This is a genomic window from Atopomonas sediminilitoris, assembly GCF_022601735.1.
Lineage (GTDB): Bacteria > Pseudomonadota > Gammaproteobacteria > Pseudomonadales > Pseudomonadaceae > Atopomonas > Atopomonas sediminilitoris.
On record NZ_JAKUMM010000004.1, the window covers coordinates 54306 to 74494 of the forward strand.

The following is a 20189-nucleotide window of genomic DNA, read 5'->3' on the forward strand; positions in this document are numbered from 1 at the left end:
CTCGATAAAAACCCTACAACGCTGCGTTGTGGGGTTTTTTTTATGGTTTTTGAAAAGCGGTGCTCTTCAGTCGCATGCCCCTTGGCCGACATGCTTTTGGCAGTCACGGAGAATAATAACGATGCAAAACAGTGGGTTTCTTGGGCGCTTTATGCCCAATGTCGAGTGGGCGGATGAAGCGCAGTGGCTGCAAAGCCGCACCTTAGCCTTTTGCGGTTTATGCGGGATCGTGATTGGTCTCTATAGCAGCGCTAAATGGGGCAAGCTGGGTAACCAAGCGCTGGTGCAAGGGTCTTTGCTGCTGGTGTTGGGCATGCCGTTGGTTCTACTGTTTTTGCGTCAGGCGTGGTTGCCCGTAACCGCGGTGGCCAATATGGCACTGGCGTGCATGAGCAGTTATGCCCTGATTTTGGTTTACCACTTAGGTGGTTTGCAGTCGGCACATATCTTTTGGCCCATTGCCATGATTGTGTTTGCTTATTTATTGGCGGGTAAGCGCAGCGCCATGTGCTGGAGTGCGGTGCACTTGGCGTTTGTGTTTTGGATGGTGTGGTTGCAGCGCAGTGGTGCGAGTTTGCCGCACTTTGATCTGTCGCCACGCGACGCCATGCTCAATCAATACTCTGGATTCCTGTTGCCGGTGCTCGCGGTCTGGTTGGCGCAGTGGTACAGCGCCGGCTTGCGCGATAAAGCCTTGGCGGATGCGCAAGCGCACTGGCACCAAGCCGAAGCGCAAAGTGAGGCGGCTAAGCACAGTCATGACAGCCTGAGCCATCTTCTGGATGAAGTGCGCAGCAGCGTGCAAGGCTTACAGCAGTTGTCGGGGCAGCTGCACACTACCTTGATCACCGTGCGCGAGCGCTGTCACAGCATCGATGGCGAAGTGCAACAGCAGAGTGCCGGCATGTTGTCGTTTAATGCGGCGCTCAGCCATGTGCTCGGCGAATTGCAGCAGGGCGCCACGCAAATGCACAGCTTAAGTGACACCACCCAAGACAGCGCTGCGCAAATTGGCATGCGCGCGCAGAGCATGCAGGCGGCAGAGCAGAGTATGCATGCTATTGAGCAAAGTAATGCGCGCATTGCGGAGGCCATGCAGGTGATCAGCGATATCGCCGCACAAACCAACTTGTTAGCCCTCAACGCCGCTATTGAAGCGGCGCGCGCTGGTGAGCATGGCCGTGGCTTCGCGGTGGTTGCCGATGAAGTGCGTAGCTTGTCGCAGCGCAGCAATCGCACGGCGGAAGAGGTGCAGGGCTTATTGGCCCAAGCGCAGGCTTCGGTTGAACAAGGTGTGCGTCAAGTCAGTGATGTGGCTCAGGCACTGCAGGGCAGTGTGGGGAGTACCCAAGCGCTGGCGCAAGGCATTGTCCAGCACAGCCAGGGTTTGCAAGGCAGCCAACAGCAGTTGGCGCAGCTGCAAGAAGAAAGTGTCAGTCAGTTGTCGGCAGTCGAGCGCCAACGCGAAGCCAGTGCGGCGTTGTTGGCGGCGCAAGGCGACTTGGTGACGATGAGTGAGCAGTTAGCGCAGGTGTCGCAGCGTTTGGGCGCGCAAGTTACGCAGGTGTAATGGGAGGGTCGGAGAGCAGGTGAGGTGGTGAGTTTAAGCGGTTTTGCTGGACTCACGCAGGCAGTCGCCCATGGCAGTGGCACCTGCTTGCAGCAGGCCTTCGCCGACGGCTTGTGAGCTTGCGGCGCTGCGTGGCAGCAACAGCAGGTCAGGGTGGCGAGCATCGGTGCTGAGCACGAGGCGTGCGTACAGTACATGGTGCTCGGCTAATAGCTGGATGAGCTGTTTTTCTGAGAAAAGGGATTTTTCCAAGAGCAAGCAAATAAATTGCTCTTCAAGTTGCTCAAGCCCTTCGGGGCGTAACTGCAGGTGATGGATACTGGCCGGCACACTCTGTTCTAAGTTGTGCTCGCGGGCATAGCTCACCGCGCAAGCCATGGCTAAGCCGCCTTTGCTAAAGCCCCAGAACAGCCTTTGACCATGCCAGCTGGCTTGGTATAGCTCAAGAAAGCTGGCCGTACCTACGGCGCTAAAGGCTCTGCCTAGCGCCTGCATAAAGTCGCCATAAGACTTAACGCGGAAATCTTCGGCCAGAGAGCTAGCCGCCAGTTGCTCAAGCTTGGTGAAGTCATGATCGGCAAACTCGGCGGTATAGACCAAGCCCCCTAGGCGGCGCAGGTCGAAGTGTTCTTCGCGCAGCGTGTGTTCTTCAATAAGGTTGTGCAGTGCCTGCCAGGCGGCGTCTTTGACTTCTTTGACCGGGCCGCTGAGGCGACGCTTGGGCATATTGATCAGGTTTTGCAGCGGTAAGCCTGCTTCCCAAAAAATGCTTTGATCACCCCAGCGCGGATCAACTGGATTGACCTTGATAGCGGCTGCCGCACGCGCGATCGCCGCCGGCCGGTGCGCGGCTAGTGCGAGGCGATTAAAGAAGGGCAGGCTCTCAAACATTACAGATCCGTCTGGTGCATGTTGACGGCCGTAAATAAGCCATCAAGCAGAATTGTCGAACAAAAACAGCGTTAAATAGCGGTGTTTTCAGGGCGTAAGCGCAGAATCATGCCGCTAATAGGTCAGTCAGTGTGATCAAGTTGGCAAAAAAAGTCACTTTGGCTCGCTATTGGGCACAGTCTAGCCCGATTCGCTGGCTTTTTTGCAAGCATCTCAACGATTTGCTGCAGTTTTTTATAGCCTTACATAAAGCAAAGCCGCCACAGACCTTGGCGGTGTGGCGGCTTTGCCGACGGCTGTGCGATCAATCGAAGGCAAAATGCTCAATCGGCGTGCGCATGAGGCTGCCAGTGCTGCGCGTCATGCTGTGAGCATGGCTTTTGGCGCGCGGCAGTAGGCGTTCAAAGTAGAAGTCAGCGCTGGCCAGTTTGGCACGATAGAAATCGGCTGATTGCTCGCCGCCGTGTTGCAGGCGGGCATCGGCGGCAGCAGCCATTTTCAGCCAAATAAAGGCCAAGGCGGCGTAGCCTGAGTACATCAAAAAGTCGTGACAGGCAGTGGAGACCAGGTCACGGTCTTTGCGTGCTTTAAGGGCAATGCGTACGGTGAGCCAGTTCCACTGGCCAGCCAGCATGAGCACCTTGAGTGCTTTGCCGCGTAAGCGTGAGTTCTTCAGCAGCGGTAAGGCGGTGTCGAGCATGCTTTTGGTGTAATCGCGCACAGCTTTGCCTTGGCTCATCAACAGCACTTTGCGCCCCAGTAGATCGAGGCCTTGAATGCCGGTGGTGCCTTCGTACAGGGTGCTGATGCGCGCATCGCGGACGATCTGTTCCATGCCGTGTTCACGGATGTACCCGTGCCCGCCAAACACTTGTACGCCGATGTTGGCGCTTTCAAGCCCCAGCTCGGTTAAGCAGCCTTTAAGAATGGGGGTGATAAAGCCGAGTTTGTCGTCCCAGTGTTCGTACTTTTGCATGTCTTCGGCGAGCAAGCCTTCGATCATGTAGTCGGCTTTTTGCGCCGCCTCATACAACAAGGCGCGGCCACCTTCGGCGATGACTTTTTGGGTCAGCAGCATGCGGCGAACATCGCCGTGGTGATGCAGGCTGTCCGCAACGTGTTCGCGCTCTTTAGCGCCTGACAGCGCGCGCATGGAACGGCGTTCTTTGGCGTACTCGAGTGCGCCTTGGTAAGAGCGTTCAGCGCTGCCGACACCTTGGATAGCGGTGCCAATGCGTGCGGTGTTCATGAAGGTGAACATGCACTCAAGGCCTTGGTTGGCGGTGCCGATCAAGAAGCCCTCGGCCGCATCGAAGTTCAGCACGCATGTGGAAGAGGCTTTGATCCCCATCTTCTTTTCTAGCGCGCCACAGGTCACTGGGTTGCGCTCGCCGAGGCTGCCGTCGCTGCTGACTTTGACCTTGGGCACGATAAACAGCGAAATGCCGCGTGTGCCTTTAGGGGCATCAGGTAGGCGCGCCAGCACGATGTGAATGATGTTCTCGGTCAAATCATGATCGCCAGACGAGATAAAAATCTTGGTGCCAGTGATCAAGTAGCTGCCGTCAGCTTGTGGCTGGGCCGTGGTTTTGACTTGCCCAAGGTCGGTGCCGCACTGTGGTTCGGTTAGGCACATGGTGCCGGCCCACCGGCCTTCGGTCAGCGGTACCAAATAGGTTTGCTTTTGCGCTTCGCTGCCGTGCATCAAGATGGTGTTCATTGCGCCTAGCGATAGGCCAGGATACATCGAGAACGGCCAGTTGGCGGTGCCGAGCATCTCTTGTTTGATCAGCCCGAGGGAAATGGGCAAGCCTTGGCCGCCGTATTCCACCGGGTGCGACAGGCCTTGCCAGCCACCGGCGACAAAAGCGTCGTAAGCTTCGCGGTAGCCTTGAGGTGTGGTGACTTGGCCTTGGTCAAACTGGCAACCTTGCTCGTCACCGCTTTGATACAGCGGGGCGACCACTTCTTCACAGAGCTTGGCGCATTCCTGCACGATGGCATCGACCACATCGGGCGTGGCTTCGCCGCCTTGGGCCAGCTGGGCGTAGTGGGTGGGGTAGTCCAACACTTCGTTCATCAAAAAGCGCATGTCGCGCATCGGCACCTTATAAGCAGGCATAACAGTCCTCGGGTTGCGCATTGGCGCGTGCAGATTCAACGGGCGGCGCGTGGCCGTGGCGCTATTTATAAGCGCAGCCGCGCAGCAACACGTTGGCGCTGCCGCCGATTGCCGTGGCGTTAAAGTCAGTCACGGGTTTGTCATGGCGGTGTCATGTTGGCGCGCTAGCGTGGCAGCCCAAACTAACGTGGGAGTGGTTATGCGTAGCTGGATTGCTGGTGTGTTGATGTGTTTGCCGCTGAGTGTCATGGCGCAAGTACAGTTGGATGGCCCCATTACGGCTGGCTTATTTGCGACCGATAAAAAGGAATTCAAAGAAGGTGAGCGTGTGCTGCTGCGCAGTGAGCCGACCATTGTCGAGCAGCGGCAAATACCCGCGCGTTTAGGCAGCAAGTTTGGGGTGCGCTTTAGTTTGCGCGGCAAGACAGAAGGGGATGAGCCGCTGACGTTTATGTACCTGACGCCGACCATCGTGACGCCCGATGGCATGCATCACGACCGTGCCGAGGTGCTGCAACGCATCGTGCCGCACACTCAGCATGAAATCATGGCCTACGAATTTACCGAGTCGCATGAGGTTGTAACGGGTACTTGGCGATTTTTAGTGTTTCAAGGCTCGCGCAAGTTGCTTGAAGAGCACTTCGAAGTTCAGTGAAGGCAGCTCATCGCTAGGCTGAGAGGCACAAAACTCAAAATAATGCCTGAATAGCCGCAGACTGTTGTTTAAAAGCCGCATAACAAAGCCTGTTATGCGGCTTTTTGTGTGTGGTGATTGCTTACTGCAGAGCCTTCAACTGTTCGCGCAGGTTTTCCACACGTTTACGGTTAGCCCCCAGATCCGAGTGGCCAAGGCGCGAAGCGGAGCGCACGTGGATTTGCGTTGGCTCAATCACAAACTCCACATCATCCACATAGCGCATGATGGCGCTGGTGAAGGTGGCGTGTACGTAGCCGGGCTGGCTGCTGATAACGGCCACGCGGTCTTGGGCTTGTAGCAAGGTCATCAGTCGCTGCTGTGACTCACCGCTAGGGGCGGGCAGCGCGTCGATGCGATGCTCGTCATCCGTCGCGTACGAACTGACGCAATTGGGCGACTCAGGACAGGCGCTGAGTTTGCCATCATGCAGGCCAAGATTTTGCGGCAAGCTGCCTGAACAGCCCGCCAATACAGAAATGCCTGCAGCCAGAAGTAAAGGCTTGCTGCTACGTGACAGGCTGCCTACAGTGCGGTTTTTTAGTGCCAGGATGGACGTCATGATTTCGCTCAGTGCCTTGTATCAGTTTCCGGTTAAATCGATGGCGGGCCAGTCCTTGCCCTCAGCACGCTTGGACGCGCTGGGTTTGGCGGGTGATCGCCGCTGGATGCTGGTTGAGCCTGACACGGGCAAGTTCATTACTCAGCGTCAGGTCGCCAGTATGGGGCTGCTCAGTGCACGCCTTGATCAGCAGAATAGCCTGTTGCTGCACGATGCACAGGGCCAGTCGCTTGTCATTGAACAGCCGAATGCACAGGCATTAGAGCGTCACGTGCAAGTATGGGGCGATACAGTGGCGGCGCTCGATGCAGGCGATGAGTCAGCGCAGTGGCTATCTGTGCGCGTTAAGCGCCCGTGTCGCTTAGTGTTTGTCGATGCACCGCGCGCGCGGCAAGTGAATTTGGATTACGCCCAGCACGGTGATCGTGTTGGCTTTGCCGATGGCTTTTCATTGCTGTTGATTGGGCAGGCCTCGCTGGATGATTTGAGTCAGCGGGTGGGGCGTGAAGTGTCGATGCTGCGTTTTCGGCCCAATTTGGTGGTTAGCGGAGCGCAGCCCTATGCAGAAGATCAATGGCGGCGGATTCGCATTGGCCAGCTCGAGTTCACTGTGGCTAAGCCGTGCACGCGCTGCGTGATCCCCACGCGCGATCCGCACACCCTGTTGGCAGAGGCTGATGGCGAGCCGTTGGCTACCTTGAAAACCTATCGTCGCAGTGAGCAGGGCATTATCTTCGGGCAAAACCTGATTCACCACGGCGAAGGGGTGTTGGAGTTGGGTATGCCGGTGGAGGTTCTGGAATAGGCGGCAGCGCGGAACGTCAGCAACAAAAAAAGCCCAGCGCTTGGCGCTGGGCTGTATTAGACCCCTTGAGCTTTATTGCACGTTATCGAAGTAACGCTCGTGCCACTCAACCAAGGTTTGCGGGGCATTGAGCTTATCACCGTAGATGACGGCATAAGTCAGCACGTTCTGCACGTATTGGCGGGTTTCATCGAAGGGAATGTTCTCGACCCAAACGTCAAACGAGAGCTTCTCGGCCCCGCGCAGCCACTGGCGTACGCGACCTGGGCCGGCATTGTAGGCCGCAGAGGCTAGCACGCGGTTGCCTTTGAACTGATTGAGCACTTGATGCAAATAGGCGCTACCGAGCTGGATATTGGTTTCCGGTAGGTAAGCGTTGCGCACGTTGCTCAAGGGGATGCCATAGCGCTGAGCGGTTTCTTTGGCGGTAGCAGGCATTAACTGCATTAAGCCCATCGCCCCGACGCCTGAGCGTGCATCATTCATAAAGGCGCTTTCTTGACGGGTGACGGCCACTACCCAGCTGGGGTGCAGGCCGTGCTTGCGCGCGGCATTCACAAAGCTTGAGCGGTAGGGCATCGGGAAGCGCACCTCCAAGTCATCCCAGTACTGCGCGGTGCTGATGGCGCGAATGGCAGGGAAGTACCACTCCAGCTCATAGCCTAGGCGTGCTTGGGCAATCAATTCTTCTTTATCAAACAAGGTGCTGACGTGATACCACTCGCGACGGCCATTGATGATTTCGCCACGGCTGTGGAACTCCATGGCACGGCGAATGCCGGCTGAGTTGCGCACGCGGCTGATGGTTTGTGCCTTGAGTGGGTAGGGTTTGTTGTTGAGGTGATAGGGTTTTTCTACCCGATCAGCCGACAAAAAGCCGTAGAAGTCGCGCTCTTTGGCAAGCTCGCCGAGCTTGAGTAAGGCTTCGGGATGCTGTGGGTTGCCGCTTTGCAAGCTGCGTGCGTACCAGTAGCGCCAGCGCGGGGTTTGCGCCAAATCTTGTGGGAATTGGCGTAGCAATTGATTGAGTTCGGCCCAGCGGCCGTGGCGCATCAAGAGTCGCGCGCGCCATTCACTGACGGTGTTGTCTTTAAGTTGTGGATCAAAGCGGCTCATCACATCCAAGCCGCGGCTATCGAAGCGCTTGGCAAAGGTGAGGCCAATGCTGCGAGCGATAGCGGTTTTTTCTTCAACCGAGAACGGCAGGCTGCCCTCGTAGCGATTGAGCAAACTGAGCGCTAGCTCTGGGTCTTGGCGCGCCAGTCGGCGCAGCCCTAAGCCTACCGCATCAGCCTCGCGTGCTGTTTTAAGGCCGCTGGGTTTGGCCAGTTTGCGCGGATTCTGTGCTAGATCGACCAAACGTAAACCGTCTTCGGGCTTGTTGAGTTGCTTGCTCAGGTAGGTGGCTAGACCAAACTGGCCGTTATCACCGGCTAGGCGTAGTCGCTGCCAAATCAGGTCATCACCCAGCCAGCCGCGCGCCTTGAGATTATTAAACAGGCCGTCACACACGTTGGGTTGCGACTTGCCCACCAGCCACAGTTGCTCGGCTTTTTGCTTGCCTTCGCTGGGTGTGGTTTTAAGCAGATACTCGGCGTGCACACAATCCAACTCGGTAAAGTTGAGCTTGGGATGGTAGTACTTGAGAAACAGCGGCCACTGCCCGCGATCAGCCAGTTGGCGTAACCAGCGCAGTTTCAGCCATGCAATTTGCGGCAGATCGCCGTGTTCCAGCAAAAAAGCTTCGACCTCGCTATCGCTAGCGTCTTTGAGGCGATTGGTTAATTGCTGGTAATCCAGATAGGGCCGCAGTGGGTAGTCGCGCAAATTGCTTTGATAACGCAGATAGACAGCGCTATCACCGCGCTCTAAGGCGTTGAGTGCTTGGTCGTACTGCACGCGTTGCTGCGACAGGTTGGCCGCTTGGGCGGTCAGCGAGAGGGCGCAGCAGGCCGCTGCGACGGATAAAACAAAGCGAAAGCGCGAGAAAATCATGATCAGGGTGCGAGCCACGTGTAAGCGTCCATGCGACGCGGCCTAAGCTTAACGACTTGTTTCGCCAGACGAAAGCGCTGGGAGGGGGCCAGCGCATCGCCTAGAATGCCGGCCCGCACAGGAGAACGTCATGACTTTGCTTAAGTTCACCGAGGTTTCACTCGCCTACGGCACCCATCATTTGCTGGATCACGCCAGTTTTCAGCTAGAAAAAGGCGATCGGCTTTGCCTTATTGGTCGTAACGGGGCCGGCAAATCGACCTTGATGAGCCTGTTGGCCGGCCGTGCGGTGGCCGACGATGGCGACATTTGGCGCGCGCCGAGCATCCGTATTAGCGAGTTGCCACAAGAATTGCCGGTGGCTGACGAGCGCAAGGTATATGACGTTGTTGCAGAAGGCTTGGCCGAGGTCGGCAAACTGATTGCCGAGTACCACCGGCTGAGCCAAAACGTCGTCACTGACGACGACTTAACGGCGCTGATGCGTGTGCAGCAAGCGCTGGAAGCCAAAGATGGCTGGCGCCTTGAGCAGCAGGTCACACAAGTTATTACCCGGCTGAACTTGCCGGCGGAAAAGTCCATGGCTGAGCTGTCAGGCGGATGGCGGCGTCGCGTGATTTTGGCGCAGGCTTTGGTCAGTGAGCCGGATGTGTTGCTTCTCGACGAGCCGACTAACCACCTCGACATCGGTGCCATCGACTGGCTTGAGCAAGTAGTGCTCAGCTTTGCCGGTGCCGTGGTGTTTATCACCCACGATCGGAGTTTTCTGCAGCGTTTGGCGACTCGTATTTTAGAGCTGGATCGTGGCCGCTTGATTGACTGGCGCGGCGATTACGCCAGCTTCCTCGTGCATAAAGAGGAGCAGCTGGCGGCCGAAGAAACCGCTAATGCCTTGTTCGATAAAAAGCTTGCACAAGAAGAAGTGTGGATTCGCCAAGGTATTAAGGCGCGGCGCACCCGTAATGAAGGCCGTGTGCGCGCCCTCAAGGCCATGCGCGATGAGCGCTCGCAGCGTCGCGTGCAGCAGGGCAAGGCGACCTTCCAAGTGGAGGCGGGCGATAAGAGCGGCAAGCGGGTGATTGAGCTGAAGCAGGTCAGCTTTGCGCACAACTCCGCCCAGCGCGCGCTGATCAAAGATTTGGATTTGATCGTGCAGCGCGGCGACCGCATCGGCTTGTTGGGCGCCAACGGCTGCGGTAAGTCCACCTTGCTCGGCTTGTTATTGGGCACGTTGCAGCCCACGGCTGGGGTAGCGGAGCACGGCACCAAGCTTGAGGTGGCATATTTTGACCAATTACGTCAGCAGCTCAACCTTGAGCAGTCGGTGGTGGACAACCTAGCCGAAGGCCGCGACTTTATTAGCATCAACGGCCAAAACCGCCATGTTTTGAGCTACCTCAGCGACTTCTTGTTCAGTCCAGAACGTTCGCGCACGCCGGTAAAAGCACTGTCGGGTGGCGAGCGGGCACGCCTTTTGCTGGCTAAGCTGTTCAGCAAGCCGGCCAACCTGTTAGTGCTCGACGAACCAACCAACGATCTGGATGTAGAAACCCTTGAGCTGTTGGAAGATGTTTTGGGTCAGTACCCAGGCACCGTGTTATTGGTCAGCCACGACCGCGCCTTCTTGGATAACGTGGTGACCAGCGTGATGGTGTTCGAAGGGCAAGGCCGGGTGCGTGAGTTTGTCGGTGGTTATCACGACTGGTTACGCCAAGGTGGCGACGTCGCTTTGCTGGGTGACCGTGACGTAGCAGAAGAGACTGCAGCGTCATCTGTGAGTGATATCACATTGCCAGCAAATTCACCCGTACAGGTGGGCGAGCCAGCGAAGAAAAACAAACTAAGCTACAAACTGCAGCGTGAGTTAGACGCCTTGCCGGCGCAATTAGAAGCACAAGAGCAGGCGTTAGCAGCACTGCAGGCTGAGATCGGTGACGCTGGTTTTTATCAGCGCGAGCCAACTGAAGTGCAAGCTAAGTTGGCTGCACTACAAGCAGCACAGGAGCAGCTCGATCACTTGGTTGAACGGTGGGCCGAGCTGGAGGATATGCAGGGCTGAGTCCCTGGTTGTCGTAGCGCGTTAGGAGCGGGAATGGCCATTGAGTATCGTTTTAATTTAGGTGACGACATCGAGTTGCTCTACAGCATTGAGTTGGATCGTGAATACGATCCGACGCAAGGCGAAGGTGCACCGGCATGGACGCGGTTAACCCACAACCAGTGCAGCAACTGTCCGCTGAATAAAGATGAGCACAAGCACTGTCCCGCGGCGCTGGATTTGTATCCGGTGATTGAGGACTTTAAAGGCTTGCCCGCGTTTAAAAAGTCGACGGTTAAAGTCACTACCCCCGAACGTGAATACATCAAACTGGTGGGCTTGGAAGAGGGCTTACGCGCGTTGATGGGCGTGATCATGGCCACCAGCGGTTGTCCGCACATGGCAATTCTCAAGCCTATGGCGGTGCAGCATCTGCCATTTGCCAACAATCAGGAGTTCGTGTTGCGGGCGGTGTCGGTCTATCTGACCCGTCAATACTTCAATATGCGCGATGGCAGCCTGCCCGATTGGGAGCTCAAGGGCTTAGTCAAAGTGTTCCAGCAGCTACAGTTGGTCAATCAAGCGTTTTGGCACCGTATTCATGATGTGTGCGCGGGGGACTCCAACTTAAAAGCGTTTTTGAACTTCTTCTCCATGGCCTCCAGCGTGTCTTATTCGCTAGAAACACAGTTGCAGAAAGTCCGCCCCATGATCATGGGCAAGGAAGAAGGCGAGCTGTAATAGCGAGTTCACCCGTGCTTAGTCAGTAGAACGAACAACGCGCCCTAGGGCGCGTTGTCGTTTTATGGCTAGACAGTTGCAGCAATTACCAGCCTTCCACGCCTTTCATGTCCGGCAGTTGGTGGGCGATACCTTTGTGACAATCGATACAAGTGGCTTCGCCGCTGGCCAGTGCGGTGGAGTGCTGCTTAACCGCACGCTTGCTTTGGCGAGTGAAGTCCATGAAGTCGAAGTTGTGACAGTTACGACACTCCAACGAATCATTGGCTTTCAAGCGCTCCCACTCATGTTCGGCCAATTCGCGACGATGGGCGATGAACTTCTCGCGCGTATTGATGGTGCCGAAGATCTTGCCCCACACCTCTTTCGAGGCTTGCATCTTGCGTGCGATTTTGTCGGTCCAGTTGTGCGGCACGTGACAATCAGGGCACGTCGCACGTACGCCAGAGCGGTTGCTGTAGTGGATGGTGTCCTTGAGCTCGACATACACGTTATCGCGCATTTCATGGCATGAAATGCAGAATTGCTCGGTGTTGGTCGCTTCGAGGGCGGTGTTGAAACCACCCCAGAAGATGATCCCGGCGATGAAGCCGCCAAGGGTCAAAAAGCCCAAGCTGTAGTGCACGCTCGGCTTACGCAGAATGTGCCAGTAGCTTTTAAATAGTGACCACATGCGATCGCTCCTTACGGCTTGGCTGCCGACTCTTCAAGCACCTTGTCGATGTCCTTGAAGGTGTTGGGGATAGCGGCGGGTGTCTCGTGTTGCGGGACATGGCATTGCTCACAGAAGTAGCGGCGCGGTGACACGGTAGCCAGTGGTTGGCCGTCGCGGTCCATGTAGTGAGTAATGCTGATCATCGGCGCCTGTGCTTTAGCACTGTTGGTGCGACTGTGACAGCTCAAGCACTTATTGCTTTGCGTATTGACCTGATAGCCGTCGATCTTGTGTGGAATGGTCGGCGGTTGTTCAGGGTAGTTACGCAGGCGTTTAAGGTCTTTGTTTTCGATTTTAGGGATTGGCTCGGCTTGGGTTTCTTGCGCGATGGTGCCGCCTGGGCGACGACCATCGGGTGCGGGTGCATCCAAGCTGGCGGCAACCGCGCCCCATGCCATTAAGCCCATGCAGGCGGCAATCAATAGCTGTTTGTTCATCGTGGGCCTCCTCAGACGATGGCTTCAATCTTGACCGCGCACTTCTTGAAGTCGGTCTGTTTGGAGATAGGGTCGGTGGCGTCCAGCGTTAGCTTGTTGACCAAGCGCTTGGCGTCGAAGAAGGGCACGAAGACCAATCCCTGTGGTGGCTTATTGCGGCCGCGGGTTTCTACGCGGGCACGCATCTCGCCACGGCGGGTGGTGAGATTGACTTCGCTGCCACGGCGCACACCAATCTTTTGCGCGTCGTCGGGGTGCATGTAAACCAGTGCTTGTGGCACGGCTTTGTGCAGCTCATCGACGCGGTCAGTCATGGAGCCGGTGTGCCAGTGCTCGATCACCCGGCCAGTGCATAGCCAGAAGGGGAAGTCAGCATCGGGCCACTCCGGTGGCGCTTCATAGGGCAGGGCGAAGATCAGGGCCTTGCCATCGGGCTTGCCGTAAAACTCGAACTCTTTACCGGCTTTGACGTAAGGGTCTGAGCCTTCGCGGTAGCGCCACTTGGTCTCTTTGCCATCGACCACGGGCCAGCGTAGGCCACGCTCTTGGTGGTAGGTGTCAAAGGGGGCTAAGTCATGGGCATGGCCACGGCCAAACTCGGCGTACTCTTCAAACAGGCCCTTTTGCAGGTAGAAACCAAAAGCCTCGGCCTCGTCGTTGTTGTAGCCCTTTTCGATTTGGTCATTGCTAAAAGCGTTGACCTTACCGTTGGCGAACAACACATCGAACAAGGTTTTGCCTTTGAAGCTGGGGTTTTTATCCAGTAGCTCAGTCGGCCAGGCGTCTTCGGTGGTGAAGCGCTTGGAAAACTCGACCAATTGCCACAAGTCGCTTTTGGCGTCGCCTTTGGCTTTTACCAGCTGGTGCCAGAACTGAGTGCGGCGCTCGGCGTTACCGTAGGCGCCTTCTTTTTCTACCCACATGGCGCTGGGCAGAATCAGGTCAGCGGCTTGTGCCGATACGGTGGGATAAACGTCGGACACCACCACAAAGGCTTCTGGGTTGCGCCAGCCGGGCAGAATTTCTTCCATCACGTTGGGGCCGGCCTGCATGTTGTTGGTGACTTGGGTCCAGTAAAACTTGATCTCGCCGTCTTTGAGCTTGCGACTTTGCAGTACGGCGTGATGGCCTAGCACTTCGCTGACGGTGCCTTCTGGCAGTTTCCAGATTTTTTCCGCAATGGCGCGATGCTTGGGGTTGGCGACCAATAAATCGGCCGGCAGGCGATGGGCAAAGGTGCCTACTTCGCGCGCGGTGCCGCACGCTGAAGGTTGGCCAGTGAGCGAGAAGGGGCTGTTGCCTGGCTCGCTGATTTTGCCGGTGAGCAAGTGGATGTTGTAGATCAGGTTGTTAACCCATACACCGCGGGTGTGTTGGTTGACGCCCATGGTCCACAGCGACATGACCTTAACGTTCGGGTCTGCATACAGCTTAGCCAGCGCTTCGAGGCGCTCGGCAGGTACGCCAGATTCTTTGGCGGCGCGTTCTAAGGTGTATGGCTTCACGAACTCGGCAAATTGCTCGAAGCTGGAGGCTTCCCACGTATTGGCTTTGTCGGCGTTTTTGGCGCGCGCTTCCATAGGGTTGGTCGGGCGCAGGCCATAGCCAATATCAGTGGTGCCCGTTACGAAGTTGGTGTGCTTCTCAACAAACGACTTATTCACCGCATCGTTTTCAATGATGTAGTTGGCGATGTAGTTGAGGATGACCAAGTCGGTGTGCGGGGTGAACACCATCGGGATGTCCGCCAGCTCAAAGCTGCGGTGCTCGTAGGTGGAGAGTACCGCCACTTTGGTATCTGGCGCAGACAGACGGCGATCGGTGAGGCGCGTCCACAGTACGGGGTGCATCTCGGCCATGTTCGAGCCCCACAGCACAAAGGCGTTGGCATGCTCGAAGTCGTCATAGCAGCCCATGGGCTCGTCCATGCCGAAGGTGCGCATAAAGCCCATCACCGCCGAGGCCATGCAGTGGCGGGCGTTAGGGTCGATATTGTTGGAGCGGAATCCGGCCTTCCACAGTTTGCTGGCGGCGTAGCCTTCCCAAACGGTCCATTGCCCAGAGCCAAACATGGCAACGCTGTTGGGGCCATGGTTTTTCAGGGCGGCTTTGGATTTTTCCGCCATGATGTCGAAGGCTTGATCCCAGCTGACTTCAGCAAATTCGCCGTTCTTATCGAACTTACCGTCCTTCATGCGCAGTAGCGGCTTGGTCAGGCGGTCTTGGCCGTACATGATTTTTGACAGGAAGTAGCCTTTAACGCAGTTCAAGCCGCGGTTGACCTCGGCTTTGATATCGCCGTGCGTAGCAACCACTTGGTTGTCTTTGGTGGCGACCATCACGCTGCAACCGGTGCCGCAGAAACGGCAAGGCGCTTTACTCCATTGCATTTGGGTTTGGTCACTGTCGGTGACCAAGTTGCTGGCCTCTACCAGCGGAATCCCAGCAGCGGCCGCGGCAACGGCGCCGGCTTGGGCTTTGGCAAAATCTCGGCGTGTTAATTTCATGGTGTGCAACCTTCTGTTTCTTCGACAGGGGCTATTTCGTGATAAATCAGGGCGGCGCTGAGCACGCCTTTGGTCGCGTGTAAGCGATCAAGGTGTTCAACGATGCGTTTTTCGTGGCTGCTTTCGCAGACCAAGACCAACTTGCCTTGTGGGCTTTCGCTGTGAACCTCTACTTGCTCTAGGGTCTGCGCGAAGGCTTTAACGCTGGCGAGCTGATCGGGGTTGACATGGACCAGCAGGCTGGCGATATGCACGGTTTGGGGCATGAGCTTCTCCGGCTCTGGATGCGTGTCTCGGTTAAGCAGCGTTTGGCGGTCAGGCACCGGGTGGGCCTGTGAGGATTTGCATAATCCAAATCAGAAAGCCGTAGCCGCCCACGAGGGCAATCGACAACAGGGGAAAGAAGCACACAATCAAGAACAGGAATAATCGCGTTTCCTTTTGCTTGATGGCGGCGTTGTCCACATCAGTCATGGCACTTCTCCAAAATTGACTTTGATCAAGCCTAGGCCACAACTCTAAGGCTTACAAAAAACAGGGAGATGACATGCATCAATAGAGAGCCGATTTCACCCAAGCTTGTTGGCCAACTGCTAACGTATTGAAAGATTGGATTAGGCAAAGGCGAATCATGAGCGACGCTTTCGGTGAGGATTCGGCGGCTTCGTCAATGCGCGAAGTGCTGGGGCAGCTACAAGACAGCCACCAGCAATTGCAGCGGCAATTGCAGCTAAGCGCTTTAATTACGCGCGTTCAGTCGCGCTTTATTCGCGAGCAAGATGCCGATGAGCTATTCGGCGGCTTGTTGACTGACATTCTGACAATCACGGCCAGCGAATATGGCTTCATCGGCGAAATTAAACACCGTGACGATGGCAGCCCGTATTTGCGCACCTATGCGCTGAGCAATATCGCGTGGGATCAAGCCACGCGCGACTTTTATGATGCCAACGCGCCACAGGGACTTGAGTTCTCCAATTTAAAAACACTGTTTGGGCACACCATTGCCACCGGTGAAGTGGTTATCAGTAATGAGCCGGCGGCAGACCCGCGCAGCGGCGGTTTGCCGCCGGGGCATCCAGCGCTGAATGCTTATTTAGGCTTGCCACTCAAATGTGGCGACATGTTGGTCGGTATGGTCGGCTTAGCTAACCGGTCTTCGGGCTATGACGAGCCGTTGGTGATTTTCTTAACGCCCTTGGTTACGACCGTCGCGCATGTCGTGGAAGGATTTCGCGCAGCACGCTTGCGCGATCAGTTTCAGGCGCAGCTGGCACAGTCTGAGGCGTTCAACCGTAGCGTGTTGAATACGGTGGTGGACGGCATCGTCACGATTAACCCGCAAGGCATGATTGAGTCTTTTAATCAGGCAGCCGAGCGGATATTTGGCTACAGCAATGCTGAAGTGTTTGGGCGCAATATCAGCATGTTGATGCCAGAGCCTTACCGTAGTGCGCATGACGGTTATTTGTTGCGTTACTTAACCACAGGGCAGTCACACATCATTGATGTAGGGCGTGAAGTGCTTGGTCAGCGTAAAGACGGCAGCACCTTTGCCCTTGAGCTGGCCGTCAGTGAGGTTAAGGTGGGTCAGCAGCACTTCTTTACCGGCGTGGTGCGTGACCTCACGCAAAAGAAACAAGCCCAACAGCAACTGCAGCAGCGCGATGAATATTGGCGCAAGCTTACGCGGCGCATCCCAGGTGTGGTGTATCAGTTCCAGCGCAAACCCGATGGCGAACAGCGCATCGTTTATGTCAGTGAGGGCGTCGAGCGCTTGCTGGGCGTTAGCAGCGAGCGGGTACAAGGCAATCTCGAACACTTTATGGCGTTGGTTCACCCCGATGATGTGGCCGCGTACGCAGAAAGCGTGGAGCAATCGGTCTTAACGCAAAGCGATTGGCATCACGAGTTTCGTGTTTGCTTGGAACATCTAGGAACTCGTCGGTTACGCGGCGACTCCACGCTCGAGCAGCTGCCTGACGGTACCCTGAACTGGTTTGGTTTTTTGACCGATGTCACCGAACACTACCAAGACCAGCTCGCTTTGGCGCAAAGCGACGCTCGCTGGAAGTTCGCCCTGACGGGGTCGGGCGATGGGGTGTGGGACTGGGATCTGCAGACGGGGAATGTGTTCTTTTCGCCACAATGGAAGGCCATGCTCGGCTATAACGATGCGGAAATAGGGCATGCGTGGGAGGATTTTGAGCGCCTTTTGCACCCTGATGATCGTGACGCTTGTTTCGCCAGTTTGGATGAGCATCTACAGGAACAGTCACCGGTTTTTGAGCATGAAATTCGTCTGTTAGCCAAGTCAGGGCAGTATCGCTGGGTGCTGGATCGCGGCATGGTGGTGGCGCGTGATGCAGATGGCCAGCCGTTGCGGGTGATTGGCACCCATACCGATATCCACGCACGTAAAGCCAACGAAGAGGCGATTCGCCACGTCAACGCGCAGCTGAGTAATTTGATTGATTCGGCGACCTTGGTGTCGATTATCGCGACCGATACGCAAGGGTTGATCACCACCTTTAACTACGGCTCTGAACACCTGCTGGGTTACGCCAGCTCTGAAGTGGTCGGCAAGGCCACGCCGGCGTTGTTTCATTTGGCCGAGGAGGTGGCCGAGCGTGGCGCTGAGTTGACGGCCAAGTTGGGCTATGAAGTATCAGGCTTTGAAGTGTTCACCGCCCTGCCTAAGCGAGCACAACCCGAGCAGCGGCGCTGGACCTACGTGCAGCGCGATGGCACGCATCTGGCGGTTAACCTCAGTGTCAGCGCAGTGCGTGATGAACACGCCCAGATCACAGGCTTTATTGGTATCGCGACGGATATCAGTCAACAGGTACTTGCCGAGCAGGCCGCGCAACAAAACATGCTGGCGACTGAGGCTGCTTTGGCTGAAGCCAATCGGTTGGCGTTGATCGTCAGCCGGACCAGCAATGCGGTCGTGCTAACCAACCCTGAAGGCTTGATCGAGTGGGTCAACCCAAGCTTTGAGCGCATCAGCGGCTATGTGCTGGACGAGGTTAAGGGGCAAAGACCCGGTGCCTTTTTGCAAGGGCCGGAGACGGATCAAGCCACCGTGACACGCATACGTGAGGCGGTGGAGGCGGGCTGTGGAGTGCGTGAGGAAATCCTCAACTATCACAAAGACGGCACACACTACTGGCTTGATCTGGAAATAATGCCCGTGCGTGATGAGTACGATGTCATCACCGGCTTTATGGCGATTGAGAGCGATATTACTGCCAGCAAGCAGGCGGCGCAGGCCTTGCAGTTAGCCAAAGCGCGCACAGAAAGCTTGCTAGCAGCTATTCCGGATTTGATTTTTGAGCTCGACAGTGACGGTATTTGTCTGGATTACCGCGCGCCCGACCCGGATGAATTAAGCCTGCCGGAGGAGCGCTTTTTAGGGCTGCATTTTTCCAAGTCATTACCCCGTGCTGTGAGTAAAAAACTAGAGAAAGCCATCGCGAAAGCCCGCCAAGATGGACAAAGTCGTGTGGTGGCTGAGTATTCCTTTCCTGATCAGCTGGGTCGTGAGCATGACTGGGAAATGTTTTTAGCCCCGCAACGCACCGGTGGCTTTGTGGTGTTGATTCATGACATCAGCGAGCGCAAACGCATTGAGCGGATGAAAAACGAGTTTGTTTCCACCGTGTCCCATGAGTTACGCACACCACTGACCTCCATTAGAGGGGCGCTAGGCTTAATCAATGGCGGTGCACTGGGTGAGTTGCCGGAAAAAGCCGGTGCCATGCTGCGCATGGCCTTGGCCAATAGCGAACGCTTAAGCCTGCTGATCAATGATTTATTGGATATGGATAAGATTGAGTCGGGCAAAATGGACTTTGCTAACCGGCTATTGGCTGTGCCGGATCTGCTCAGTCAGGCCGTGGCCGCCAACCAAGGTTATGCCCAAAGCTGTGCGGTTGAGTTTGTCCTCACGCCAGGCGCCGATGTGCCTTGGGTAGAGGCAGACCCCGACCGCTTAATGCAGGTGCTGGCTAATTTGCTGTCCAACGCGGCTAAGTTTTCTCCGCCGGGCAGTCATGTTGAGTTGGGCTATGTGGTCAACGGCGATCGCGTCCGCGTGAATGTGCAGGATTATGGCCCGGGCATTCCTGAGTCGTTTCGTGGGCGGATTTTCCAGAAATTCTCGCAAGCAGATTCTTCGGATACGCGTAAAAAAGGCGGCACCGGTCTTGGCTTGATGATCAGTAAAGCGATTGTCGAGCGCTTAGGCGGCGCGATTGGCTTTAGCAGCGAGCAGGATCACGGCAGTTGTTTTTATTTTGACTTACCGCTGGCTAAACAATCGCTGAGCAATGTCGTCGCTGATATGGCGAGCGACATTCTATTTTGCACCCATGATACGCAAGCGATTGAGCGCTTAAGCCGATTGGTGGCCGAATACGGCTATCGCTTGCACGTGGTCGCGCCCCAAGCGTTGGCTGCGGAGCAGCAATTGGAGAGTGCGGCGTTGTTAATTGTGGACTTGGCCGTGGGGGCAGATTTAAGCGACGAAAACCTGCGCGCCTTGATCGCTCAAGAAGCCAATGCACCGGTGATTTTGTTGGGCCAACAAGGGCAAGCGGAGCAGGGCGACTGGATCGCCTCGCCAGCGGTTTTAGGCTGGTTAGACCGGCCGCTGGCCTCCAGTCGCGTGCATGAGCTACTTAACTGGCTCAGTGGCAATGGTCAAACAGACATCAAATTGCTGTATGTTGAGGACGATGAGGACGTCGCCAAACTCATGCACAGCCTTTGCCAGCCATTCGCAACCATTATCAATGTGGCAACGCTTGAGGGCGCACGGCAGCAGTTGCAGCGCGAGCATTTTGATGTGCTGATCTTAGATCTTGGCCTGCCAGATGGGCATGGTAGCGAGTTACTGGATCAGCTGGGTGAGCTTGCTCAACCACCGGCGGTGTTGTTGTTTTCCGCGCAACCCCCCACGCGCGAAACCTTACGTCAGGTGGCTGGCGCATTGGTCAAAGCCAATACCAGTAATCAGGCACTGCTGCAGAGCATCCACCGACTGGTCAAGTGGCGACGTCAGCACTACGCTGAAGATGAGCCCGTTGATGTTAGTCCTAAGGAGTGAGG

The 20189-nt window shown here is 56.2% G+C and carries 15 protein-coding genes; 6 read left to right on the top strand and 9 right to left on the bottom strand.

Features of this window, described 5'->3' with window-relative positions; genetic code table 11:
* Positions 1–121: 121 nt before the first annotated feature.
* Positions 122–1570: a methyl-accepting chemotaxis protein gene (locus MKI83_RS06900; RefSeq protein ID WP_241584372.1), complete on the top strand. Its 1449-nt coding sequence runs from the start codon at positions 122–124 to the stop codon at positions 1568–1570.
* Positions 1571–1603: 33 nt separating this feature from the next.
* On the opposite strand, the gene MKI83_RS06905 is transcribed toward MKI83_RS06900, so the two are convergent.
* Both MKI83_RS06905 and MKI83_RS06910 read right to left on the bottom strand, forming a co-directional pair.
* The gene (locus tag MKI83_RS06905) at positions 1604–2461 is read right to left on the bottom strand and encodes a DUF6685 family protein (RefSeq protein ID WP_241584376.1); all 858 of its coding nucleotides are present in this window, start codon (positions 2459–2461) and stop codon (positions 1604–1606) included.
* Between the two features lie 304 nt (positions 2462–2765).
* The gene (locus MKI83_RS06910; RefSeq protein ID WP_241584378.1) at positions 2766–4583 is read right to left on the bottom strand and encodes an acyl-CoA dehydrogenase C-terminal domain-containing protein; all 1818 of its coding nucleotides are present in this window, start codon (positions 4581–4583) and stop codon (positions 2766–2768) included.
* A gap of 199 nt (positions 4584–4782) precedes the next feature.
* On the opposite strand from MKI83_RS06910, the gene MKI83_RS06915 reads away from it, so the two are divergent.
* Positions 4783–5238, top strand: a complete 456-nt coding sequence (locus MKI83_RS06915) for a DUF3859 domain-containing protein (protein ID WP_241584379.1) — start codon at positions 4783–4785, stop codon at positions 5236–5238.
* A gap of 121 nt (positions 5239–5359) precedes the next feature.
* Here MKI83_RS06915 and MKI83_RS06920 read toward each other — a convergent pair whose 3' ends face one another.
* On the bottom strand, positions 5360–5839 hold the full coding sequence (locus MKI83_RS06920) for a DUF1499 domain-containing protein (RefSeq protein WP_241584382.1): 480 nt from the start codon (positions 5837–5839) through the stop codon (positions 5360–5362).
* Here MKI83_RS06920 and MKI83_RS06925 point away from each other — a divergent pair.
* The gene (locus tag MKI83_RS06925) at positions 5838–6644 is read left to right on the top strand and encodes an MOSC domain-containing protein (protein WP_241584383.1); all 807 of its coding nucleotides are present in this window, start codon (positions 5838–5840) and stop codon (positions 6642–6644) included. The genes MKI83_RS06920 and MKI83_RS06925 overlap by 2 nt on opposite strands.
* A gap of 72 nt (positions 6645–6716) precedes the next feature.
* Here the strand turns inward: MKI83_RS06925 and MKI83_RS06930 are convergent, their stop codons facing one another.
* Positions 6717–8639 (bottom strand): transglycosylase SLT domain-containing protein, encoded by a 1923-nt coding sequence (locus MKI83_RS06930; RefSeq protein WP_241584864.1) that lies wholly within the window; start codon positions 8637–8639, stop codon positions 6717–6719.
* A gap of 130 nt (positions 8640–8769) precedes the next feature.
* On the opposite strand from MKI83_RS06930, the gene MKI83_RS06935 reads away from it, so the two are divergent.
* Together MKI83_RS06935 and MKI83_RS06940 are read left to right on the top strand one after the other, a co-directional pair.
* Complete coding sequence (locus MKI83_RS06935; protein WP_241584384.1) at positions 8770–10698, top strand: ATP-binding cassette domain-containing protein; 1929 nt, start codon at positions 8770–8772, stop codon at positions 10696–10698.
* 33 nt (positions 10699–10731) lie between these two features.
* Positions 10732–11418: a DUF6901 family protein gene (locus MKI83_RS06940; protein ID WP_241584386.1), complete on the top strand. Its 687-nt coding sequence runs from the start codon at positions 10732–10734 to the stop codon at positions 11416–11418.
* An 85-nt stretch (positions 11419–11503) separates the two neighbouring features.
* Here MKI83_RS06940 and MKI83_RS06945 read toward each other — a convergent pair whose 3' ends face one another.
* Genes MKI83_RS06945 through MKI83_RS06965 form a run of 5 tightly spaced genes read right to left on the bottom strand, consistent with a single transcriptional unit; the run spans position 11504 to position 15551 of the window.
* Entirely contained in the window at positions 11504–12091 is a 588-nt protein-coding gene (locus tag MKI83_RS06945) for a cytochrome c3 family protein (protein ID WP_241584387.1), read from the bottom strand.
* An 11-nt stretch (positions 12092–12102) separates the two neighbouring features.
* On the bottom strand, positions 12103–12540 hold the full coding sequence (locus MKI83_RS06950) for a nitrate reductase cytochrome c-type subunit (protein WP_370867373.1): 438 nt from the start codon (positions 12538–12540) through the stop codon (positions 12103–12105).
* A 41-nt stretch (positions 12541–12581) separates the two neighbouring features.
* Positions 12582–15077: a nitrate reductase catalytic subunit NapA gene (gene napA, locus MKI83_RS06955; RefSeq protein WP_241584389.1), complete on the bottom strand. Its 2496-nt coding sequence runs from the start codon at positions 15075–15077 to the stop codon at positions 12582–12584.
* Positions 15074–15343 (bottom strand): chaperone NapD, encoded by a 270-nt coding sequence (locus tag MKI83_RS06960; protein ID WP_241584391.1) that lies wholly within the window; start codon positions 15341–15343, stop codon positions 15074–15076. Before MKI83_RS06960 ends, napA begins: the two co-directional genes overlap by 4 nt.
* A gap of 49 nt (positions 15344–15392) precedes the next feature.
* A complete protein-coding gene (locus MKI83_RS06965) occupies positions 15393–15551 on the bottom strand; it encodes a periplasmic nitrate reductase, NapE protein (protein WP_241584393.1) in 159 nt (52 codons plus the stop codon).
* A gap of 157 nt (positions 15552–15708) precedes the next feature.
* On the opposite strand from MKI83_RS06965, the gene MKI83_RS06970 reads away from it, so the two are divergent.
* Positions 15709–20187, top strand: a complete 4479-nt coding sequence (locus MKI83_RS06970; protein ID WP_241584394.1) for a PAS domain S-box protein — start codon at positions 15709–15711, stop codon at positions 20185–20187.
* Positions 20188–20189: the final 2 nt, after the last annotated feature.